Genomic DNA, 8,307 nt, shown 5'->3' with positions numbered 1-8,307 from the left:
GGGGAGGGGGTTGGAGCTTTGTTTCCTTCCCCTCCCCTGGGGAAGGGGGGGGGTGTGTTCTCCCTTTGGGACGGGCCCCCCCCCCCCCGGGGGACGGTCCCCCCCCCCCCCCCCCCGCCGGGGTGACGGGGTCAGCCCGTCGCGCGGACCAGGGCGAGGACCTCGTCGCGGACCTTGGCCATGGTGGCCTCGTCGCGGGCCTCGACGTTGAGGCGGAGCAGCGGCTCGGTGTTGGAGGCGCGGAGGTTGAACCACCAGTCGGCGGCGGTGACGGTGAGGCCGTCGAGCTCGTCGAGGGTGATGCCGTCCTGGTCCGCGTAGGCGGCCCTGACCTTGGCGGCGCTGGCGGCCTGGTCGGCGACGGTGGAGTTGATCTCGCCGGAGGACGCGTAGCGGTCGTAGGCGGAGACCAGGTCGGAGAGGGTGCCCTGCTGGCCGCCGAGGGCGGCGAGGACGTGGAGCGCGGCGAGCATGCCGGTGTCCGCGTTCCAGAAGTCCTTGAAGTAGTAGTGCGCCGAGTGCTCGCCGCCGAAGATGGCGCCGGTCTTCGCCATCTCCTCCTTGATGAAGGAGTGGCCGACGCGGGTGCGGACGGGCGCTCCGCCGTTCTCGCGGACGACCTCGGGGACGGACCAGGAGGTGATCAGGTTGTGGATGATCGTGCCGCCGGGGTGCTTGGCGAGCTCGCGGGCGGCGACCAGGGCGGTGATGGCGGACGGGGAGACCGGTTCGCCGCGCTCGTCGACGACGAAGCACCGGTCGGCGTCGCCGTCGAAGGCGAGGCCGAGGTCGGCGCCCTCGGCGAGGACGCGGGCCTGGAGGTCGACGATGTTCTTGGGGTCGAGGGGGTTGGCCTCGTGGTTCGGGAAGGTGCCGTCGAGCTCGAAGTACATCGGCACGGTGTCGAGCGGGAGGCCCGCGAAGACGGTGGGGACGGTGTGGCCGCCCATGCCGTTGCCCGCGTCGACGACGACCTTCAGGGGGCGGATGGCGGTGAGGTCGACGAGGCCCTTGAGGTGGGCGGCGTAGTCGTCGAGGGTCTCGCGCCGGGTGACCGTGCCGGGGGTGGCGGCGGCCTCGGGGGCGCCGGTCGCGCTCCACTGCTCGGCGAGGGCGCGGATGTCGGCGAGGCCGGTGTCCTGGCCGACGGGGGCGGCGCCGGCGCGGCACATCTTGATGCCGTTGTACTGGGCCGGGTTGTGGGACGCGGTGAACATCGCGCCGGGCAGGCCGAGGCTGCCGGAGGCGAAGTACAGCTGGTCGGTGGAGCAGAGGCCGATGAGGGTGACGTCGGCGCCGAGGCGGGCGGCGCCACGGGCGAAGGCGTCCGCGAGGCCGGGCGACGAGGGGCGCATGTCGTGGCCGACGACGATCGCGTCCGCGTCGGTCACCCGGACGAAGGCGGCGCCGAAGAGTTCGGCGAGCGTCTCGTCCCACTGGTCGGGGACCACTCCGCGGATGTCGTACGCCTTCACGATCTGCGACAGATCGACAGTCACGGATCCACCCTCCTGAGTTCTCGGCACGCGTGTGCGGGCGCGTGTACGGAACGCCCAAACTACCCGGAGCGGTGAGGGGGTGTGCGGACAGTGGCCGGTTGGGATCAGTTGTCCGGCGAACGGAGCACCCTGAGGTGTCCGCGGCGTCCGACTTCCATGGGGTCGCCGGGGCGGCCTCCGACTCCCTTGCCGCCGGCCTCGGCCGCGCGTTCCTGGGGGCGGGCCGCCTCCCGTACCGCGTTGGCGAGGGCCTCCAGGTCGTCGCCGCTGGGGCGTGCCGGGGCGGAGGGGTCGGTGAGCCGCACCACGTCCCAGCCGCGCGGGGCGGTGAGGCGTTCGCTGTGCTCGGCGCACAGGTCGTAGCAGTGGGGCTCGGCGTAGGTGGCGAGCGGGCCGAGGACCGCAGTCGAGTCGGCATAGACGTACGTCAGTGTCGCGACGGCAGGGCGGCCGCACGCGGTGCGCGAACAGCGACGTACAGGGCTCACGACGTTGGACGGTACCGCACTCTTGAGCGGGCCGCGACGACTCTCCCTCAGGTCACTCCACCGTGTCGCGGTGTGACCTCGGCCACCGCCCCTGTCCGGGGGACGGTTCCGACCTGCGGGGGAGGGCGCGCACGGGGGCGGGGGCAGAGAGGGTTCCGGACAGTCTGGGATACAAAACCGGTCATCCAGGGCCAGATGGCCGATCGCCCCGGGCCGCCGAATCGGGCAGCGGCGCGACCGGAATGGTCGGGTTTCGACAGACCGTGCGGAGGTGGTGGTGGAGCGGCCCGCAACGTGGCGAGGATGCGCCACGGTGCGCGGGACCGATGAGGGTTACGCTGCGTCAGTGATGGACAGTCCTGTGCCTCCGAGCCCCTCGCACCGCCGCACGGAGCCCGCCGCGGAGCCCCCGGCGGAGCCCCGGATCCGCCGCCGCGACCGGCACGGCCGCGGGATGCGGGGGCCGGTGGCGCCGCCGCAGGTGCCGCTCTCCGCGAGCCGGGCCGACACCTTCCGCGACCTGGTCCTGGATTCCGTGGAGCGGCTGGAGCGGCGCTGGCCGCAGCTGGCGGACGTCGACTTCATGGTCATGGAGGTGCCGCCGACGGTGCCGGGCGAGACGGTGCCGCTGGGCGGTTCGGTGGCCGCGGAGAAGGACGAGCCGGCGAAGGTGGTCGTCTACCGGCGGCCGGTCGAGATCCGTTCCAAGAGCCGGGACGAGCGGGCGCTGCTGGTGCACGAGGTCGTCGTGGAGCAGGTCGCGGAGCTGCTGGGGCTCTCCCCCGAGTCGGTCGACCCGCGGTACGGGCAGGACTGACGCACGCCGCAGGACCGGCGTACGCCGACCCGCGCGGCAGGGCCGGGCCACGGGCAGGAGCGACGGACCGGCGGGACCGGGCCGGGGCGAGGACCGGCGGTGCCCGCGGGCGGCCGGAGGCGGCCGCGGACGGACGGGTGTCCGCCCGCAGCGCCGGTCGGGCTCAGTCGAGGACGCCGAGGTCCTGGTGGGCGGCGGGGACCTCCACCGTCCCCCGGTCGTCGACGAGGGTCTGGACCGTGAACATCGGGATGCCGTCCTGCGCCACCGCGAGCGTCCGCGCCGCGTAGACCTTGCCGCCGGAGACCGGTTCGACGGTCAACGCGTAGGAGCCCTTCAGCCCCTGGGGCACCAGGTCGGTCACGGCCGTGGTCGTGCCCGCCTTGAGGGTGACCGTGCGGGAGACCGGCGCGCCGCCGCCGGAGCCGGCCGAGGCGGTGATCTTCACCTCGGCAGCGGCGCCGGGGGCCGTCAGGGAGAGCGTCGACGCCTTGGCGCGGTTGTCGGCGACGGTGGCGCGGGCGGCGATCGCCGGGGTCGCCGGGATGAACGCGACCTCGGTGCCCGTCCCCTTGCCGCGGACGACCCGGAGGGCCGCCACGACCGGCGTCGGCTTCTTCGGGTCGCTCGGGGTGAGCAGCAGGGAGGCCGCCTCGCCGCGGGTGAGGTTCGGCAGGTCGACGGCGGCCGTCATCCCCGACTTCGCGTGGAGGGTGCCCGCGCCGGCCGGGACGATCGTGCCGGCGGTGGTGACCAGCTGGACCTTGAGGTCGGCGTCGTCCTCGCCGGGGGCCAGGACGACGAGCCGGACTGAGGTGGCGTCGGCCGGGATGCCGGGGAGCACGGCGGTGCTCGCCGGGTCGGCCGCGGGGGCGATCCAGTCGCCGCCGAGCTTCTCGTCCGCGGAGCCGATGGCGGCGCCGACGCGTCCGCTGCGGGTGGTGACGTGGACGGTGACGTCGGCCTTGGCGGTCTCCCCGGTGAGGGTGGAGAGGAGGACCGGGACCGTGGAGCGGGCGGGCACCGGGATGCCCTCGGTGAACTGGGACTTGAGCGCGCCCTCGGGGCCGAAGAGCTCGATGTCGGCGACGGCGGCCGTGTCGTCGGGGTTGGTGAGGTGGACGTAGTCCTGGCGCTCCTTGGCGGTGGAGGCCGCCGGGAACCAGAAGTCGGTGTCGGGGGCGCCGCAGGAGAGGCCGAGGAGGCCGCGGGAGCCGCCCGCCGGGACGACGGTGGTCTGCTGGACGGTCCAGCCGGGGGCGAGGGTGCCGGTCGCCGCGCCGGTGAGGGCGGGCACGCCGCCGCCGTTCGCCTCGACGGCGACGGGCTTGCCGGGGGCGGTGACGGTGGCGGGGGCCTGGGGCGCCTTGGTCTTCTTCGGGTCCTTGGCGCCGGTGCCGCCCGAGGCCGTCGTGCTCGCGGCGACGGTCAGGCGGGCCGTGGGCTGCCCGGCCTTGCCGGAACCGGAACCGGAACCCGCGCCCGTGCCGGCGGCGGGCGGGGTGTACGAGGTGTAGAGGGTCTCGGCCACCTCGGAGGAGCTGGGGACCGGGCAGACCAGGCCGGCGCGCTCCACCGGCAGGCGGGTCGGGGTCTTCGCCTCGGGCGCGGCGGGGCCCGCCGGGGCGGTGAGGGCCGCGAAGCCGGTGACGGCGGCGAGGGCCGTGGTGCCCGCGATCAGGGAGAGGGTCGTGCGCTTCACTGGTTGCTGCTCCCGTCGGGACGCTGCTCGGTCTCGTGGCCCTGGGGGTGCCCGTAGCCGTAGCCGTACGGGTCGTACGCCTGCTGGTCGTACTGCTGCCCGGGGGCGTACCCCTGCTGCGGGTCGTACCCCTGCTGCCCGTAGCCCTGCTGCTGCTCGTGGCCCTGCTCGGGGTAGGACGGGCCGTAGCCCTGGTCGGCGTACTGCTGCGGGTCGTAGCCCTGCTGGGGGTAGGCGTACGGCTGCTGCTGGTACGGGTCGGCGGCGTACTCCTGGTAGTAGCCCTGGTCGGCGTACGGCTCGGCCTGCGTCGCCGGCCGGTCCTGGGCCGGGGACGGGGCGTAGGCCGGGTCGTACCCGCCGTCCCACTCCTCGGGCTCGTGGGTCTGCTGTCCCGGGATCGCGGCGGCTTCGCCCTCCGGGGCCTCGGGGGCCCCGGCGACGGCCTCGGCCTCCGCGGCGGCGCGCAGGCGGCGCGCCCGGCGGCCGTCGCCGTCGGCCGCCTGGGCCGGGATGGCGGCCGGCTCCTCGGGGAGGTCGTCGTCGATCTCGCGGCGCCGGCCGGGCAGGGCGAGGACGAGCAGGACGACGGCGAGGCCGGCCTGGGCCCAGATCCACGCGGTGTGGGTGAGCGGCTCGTCGTAGGTGAGGTCGAGGCGGCCGCCCTGGGCGGGGAGCCGGAAGCCCTGGGCCCAGCCGTCGACGGTGGTCCGGGTCAGCTCCTTGCCGTCGAGGGTGGCGGTCCAGCCCTCGGCGGCGCGGTCGGCCAGGCGCAGGACGCGGCCCTCGGGACCGGCCGGGAGCTTGGTGTGCGCCTCGACGGGTCCGGCGGCGACGGCGACGGGCTTGGCGGCGTCCGCGGCGCCGGTCGCGGACGTGTCGCCGCCCTCGGCCGCGCCGTCGCCCTTGGCGGCCGGCGGGACGATCATGATCCGGGCGATCTCGCGGTCCACGCGCCAGAGCGCGCTGCCGTCGAGCTGGCTGAGGCGGCTGAGGCCGGGGGTGGCGTCGAGGACGCGGCTCATCTGGCGCGGCGCCCCGTCCCGGACGAGGACGTAGCGGATCGCGTAGCCGCTGAGCTCCTGGGTCTGGTCGGCGCCGGAGCCGGCGACGAGACGGGCGACGACCTGGTCGAGGCGGGAGTCGTCGTCGGCGGTGGCGGTGAGTTCGCCGTCGCCGAGGCGGGCGCCGGAGCCGCGGACCAGGGTGTAGGCGACCTCGCCGGGGGTGCTGCCGCCGAGGACGAGGGTGCGGGGCTGGTCGCGGGTGCCGCTCTCCTCGGCGACGAAGGCCGGTACCTGGACGGGGTCGCGCCGGGTGAGCGGGCCGTCGGCGCCGCCGATCATCCAGCCGGCCGCGGCGACGGCGGGGCCGGCGGCGCAGGCGAGGGCGATGAGGGCGGCGACGGGCTGGCGCCAGCCGAAGCCGTGGGCGGCGACGCGGGTGCGGCCGCCCTCGGCGCCGATCGTGCCGGCGGCCAGGAGGGCCGCGCCGTAGACGAGGGTGGCGGGTCCGGCCCAGCCGGTGCCGCCCGCGCCGTTGGAGACGGCGGCGAGGAGCAGGCCCGCGAGGGCGGCGGCCCAGGCGGCGCGGACGGCGAACTGCCGCTCCTCGCGCAGCAGCGCGGCGAGGGCGGCGAGGACGAGGCCGAGCAGCAGCAGGCCGCCGGTGGTGCCGGGGCCGCCGGGGCTGGTGGCGAGCAGGTCGAGCGCGGTGGCCGTGCCCGTGCGGACGTCGAGGCCGGCCTCGCGCAGGAAGGCGGAGGGGCCGGTCAGCAGGGTCAGCGACCAGGGTGCGAGGACCAGGATCGGGGTGCCGACGACGGCCAGGAAGCGGAGCGCGTACGCGGTGAGGTCGGTGCGGCGGACGGCGAGGACGCCGAGGCCGAGGAGGACGGCGAGCGGCCACACGACCGGGGTGAACGCGGTCGCGAAGGTGAGCAGGAAGGTGTAGGCCCAGGTGGCGCGCCAGCTGCCCCGGTCGGGGCGGTTGAAGCCGTGGGCGGCGACCGCGGCGCGGGCGATCAGCGGCAGCAGGATCGCGAGGACGGCGGTGCCGAGCCGGCCGGCGGCCAGGGCCCCGGTGACGGCGGGCAGGAACGCGTACGCGATGGCGGCCCAGGCGCGCAGCAGGCGGGACTCGACGATGCCGCGGGAGGCGAAGTACGCGGTGAAGCCGGCGAGCGGGACCGAGCAGACGAGGAGCAGGGTCAGCGCGGTGGAGGTGGAGCCGAGGAACAGCGCGGAGAGCGCGGCCAGGACGGCGAGGTAGGGCGGGGCGCTCTGGGTGCCGCCGGTGCCGAGGGCGTGCCAGGCGTCGGCGTACCGCGACCAGAGGCCGGAGACGGTGTCGGGGGCGGGCAGCAGGGCGCCGCCGGCGAGCGACCCGCCGGCGAAGAGGTTGCGGCAGGCGACCAGGGAGACGAGGAGCAGCAGGCCGAAGAGGACCGGTCCGGGCTTGCGGGCGATCTTCTTGAGCCGGGCGAACTGCTCGATCTCCAGGTAGTCGGCGTCGTCGCCGCCGGGCCCCGACTCGACGACGCCGTGGCGGGAGCCGCCGGAGTCGGCCTCGCTCCCGCCGAAGTTGGCGGTGAACTGTTCGGCCGCGGCGCGGACGGTGGCGCCGGGCGGCGGGAAGAGTGGGCGGAGTTCGCTCGCCGGGACGGCCGGGTTCTTGCGGCGCTTGCGGGCGGCGAGGATCCGCTCGGGCCGCAGCAGGGTGCCGAAGAGGCCCATGACCTCGTCGACGGCCTGTCCGGGGACCTTGCCGACGAGGTAGGCGAGGGTGCGGAGCAGGGTGCTGACGACGAGCCGCAGCAGCACGTACGGCAGGGCGGCGCCGCGGCTGTTGGCGAGCAGGGTGTAGACCGCGCCGGCCTTGTCGACGCGGTGCGGGTTGGCCGCGGTGCGGCCGGCGCAGTCGACGGTGCGGCGCTCGCGGGCGGACGCCTCGGCGTGCCGCAGGACGGCGTCGGGGGCGATGAGCACGCGGTGGCCGGCGGCGTGGGCGCGCCAGCACAGGTCGACGTCGTCGCGCATGAGGGGCAGGCGGCGGTCGAAGCCGCCGAGCTCCTCGAAGACGTCGCGGCGGACGAGCATGCCGGCGGTGGAGACGGAGAGGACCGGGCGGATCTGGTCGTGCTGGCCCTGGTCCTGCTCGCGGCGGTCGAGTCCGGTCCAGCGGCGGCCGCTGCGGGCGATGGAGACGCCGGTCTCCAGGAGCTGCTTGCGGTCGTACCAGCCGCGCAGCTTGGGGCCGATGACGGCGGCGTCCGCGTCGGAGTCGGCGACGCGCAGGAGTTCGGCGAGGGCGCCGGGCTCGGCGGCGCAGTCGTCGTGGAGCAGCCAGAGCCACTGCACCGGTTCGCCGTGCGGGAGTTCGGGGAGGTCGTACGCCTCGTCGTTCCAGGTGCGGCTGACGGGGTCCCAGCCGCTGGGACGCTTGAGGTAGGGCAGGTCCTCGGGTCCGAGCACGGGCGCGGTGCGCGCGGCCTCCTCGACGGCGGCGCCGAAGCCGGTGCGGCGCGCGAGGTGCAGGACGCGGTCGTCGCCGACGGCCTCGGCGACGAGCTGCGCCGAGTCGTCTGCGCTGCCGGTGTCGGCCGCGATCACGTTCTGCACGGGGCGTTCCTGCGCGAGCAGCCCGGAGAGCGCGTCCGGCAGCCAGCGGGCGCCGTCGTGGGTGACGAGCACGGCGGTGACGACGTGTCGCGGAAACTCAGGAGTTGAGGACATCGAGCTACGGGCCCTCCGGCCGGGGTCGCCCGCGAAGGGCGTGGGGAGCGTCTCGGACGGAGGCCCA

General features: G+C 75.7%; 5 protein-coding genes. 1 reads left to right on the top strand and 4 read right to left on the bottom strand.

What is annotated here, in order from left to right; translation table 11 throughout:
- Positions 1 to 131 precede the first annotated feature (131 nt).
- Positions 132 to 1,499, bottom strand: coding sequence for a phosphomannomutase/phosphoglucomutase (locus tag ACZ60W_RS34450; RefSeq protein WP_469759348.1), 1,368 nt, complete (start codon positions 1,497 to 1,499; stop codon positions 132 to 134).
- A gap of 104 nt (positions 1,500 to 1,603) precedes the next feature.
- A complete protein-coding gene (locus tag ACZ60W_RS34445) occupies positions 1,604 to 2,038 on the bottom strand; it encodes a DUF3499 domain-containing protein (RefSeq protein WP_469759349.1) in 435 nt (144 codons plus the stop codon).
- Positions 2,039 to 2,336: 298 nt separating this feature from the next.
- Between ACZ60W_RS34445 and ACZ60W_RS34440 the strand changes: the two genes are divergently transcribed.
- Positions 2,337 to 2,804 carry a metallopeptidase family protein gene (locus ACZ60W_RS34440; RefSeq protein ID WP_469759347.1) on the top strand — a complete coding sequence of 156 codons (468 nt, stop codon included), beginning with the start codon at positions 2,337 to 2,339 and terminating at the stop codon, positions 2,802 to 2,804.
- Between the two features lie 163 nt (positions 2,805 to 2,967).
- Here ACZ60W_RS34440 and ACZ60W_RS34435 read toward each other — a convergent pair whose 3' ends face one another.
- Positions 2,968 to 4,506, bottom strand: coding sequence for a DUF5719 family protein (locus ACZ60W_RS34435; RefSeq protein ID WP_469759346.1), 1,539 nt, complete (start codon positions 4,504 to 4,506; stop codon positions 2,968 to 2,970).
- A complete protein-coding gene (locus tag ACZ60W_RS34430; protein WP_469759345.1) occupies positions 4,503 to 8,240 on the bottom strand; it encodes a glycosyltransferase family 2 protein in 3,738 nt (1,245 codons plus the stop codon). Before ACZ60W_RS34430 ends, ACZ60W_RS34435 begins: the two co-directional genes overlap by 4 nt.
- Positions 8,241 to 8,307 lie beyond the last annotated feature (67 nt).

The sequence above is a fragment of the Streptomyces sp. NPDC104202 genome (genome assembly GCF_055584185.1).
Note: the sequence above shows the minus strand (reverse complement) of the source record. Positions and strands in the feature narration are given on the sequence as shown.

Excerpts from the sequence above, each read along its gene's own strand:
- ACZ60W_RS34440 (WP_469759347.1), top strand. The coding sequence starts at position 2,337 with ATGGACAGTCCTGTGCCTCCGAGCCCCTCGCACCGCCGCACGGAGCCC.
- ACZ60W_RS34430 (WP_469759345.1), bottom strand. The coding sequence starts at position 8,240 with ATGTCCTCAACTCCTGAGTTTCCGCGACACGTCGTCACCGCCGTGCTC.